1 pseudogene is annotated in these 549 nt (G+C 57.9%); it reads left to right on the plus strand.

Annotated elements, in window-relative coordinates:
* Window positions 1-225: 225 nt before the first annotated feature.
* A pseudogene (locus U5805_RS31580) lies at window positions 226-549 on the plus strand (type VI secretion system tip protein VgrG); the annotation flags it as partial.

Consider the following 549-nt stretch of genomic DNA (forward strand, 5'->3'; position numbering starts at 1 on the left):
GGGGCGCGACGGGCTGAAGGCGAGTCACCTTCGGCCAATTGATTCGTTATGCAGAATTATTCAGGTGCCTTGTAGGACCGGCGTGGCGTCGTTGTTGCGGGTCAAGGTTTCTGGTGGCTGTACGACCTCGAGTGGCCAATATGCCCTATTTTTACCACTCTGAAGGTTGAAATCGGGCGGGCGCCTGCGACACAATCCGCCAGTCTTGAGAAGGAGAACCGAAGCATGGCGGAGTTTGATCCATTACGGCCGGGTGTCACGGGCAGGCAGGCGTATCACCTGGAGATTCCCGGAACGGCAAGCGCGTCGGAGCTGTCGGTCGTGTCGTTTACGGCGACTGAAGCGATGGGTGAGCCGACCACGGTGATGTTCGAGGCGACGCATCCCGGGCAGTTACCTCGCGCGGACTACCTGAATCTCGACGCTGTTTTCACCATTACGGCGGAAGACGGTAGCGTGAAGAAGTTTTCAGGCTACCTCGAACGTGTCTCGGCCATCCAGAAGACGCATGACCTCACGAAGCACCAGTTTGTCCTGAAGTCGCACTTC

Source organism: Paraburkholderia sp. J41, from assembly GCF_905220235.1.
Taxonomy (GTDB): Bacteria; Pseudomonadota; Gammaproteobacteria; order Burkholderiales; family Burkholderiaceae; genus Paraburkholderia.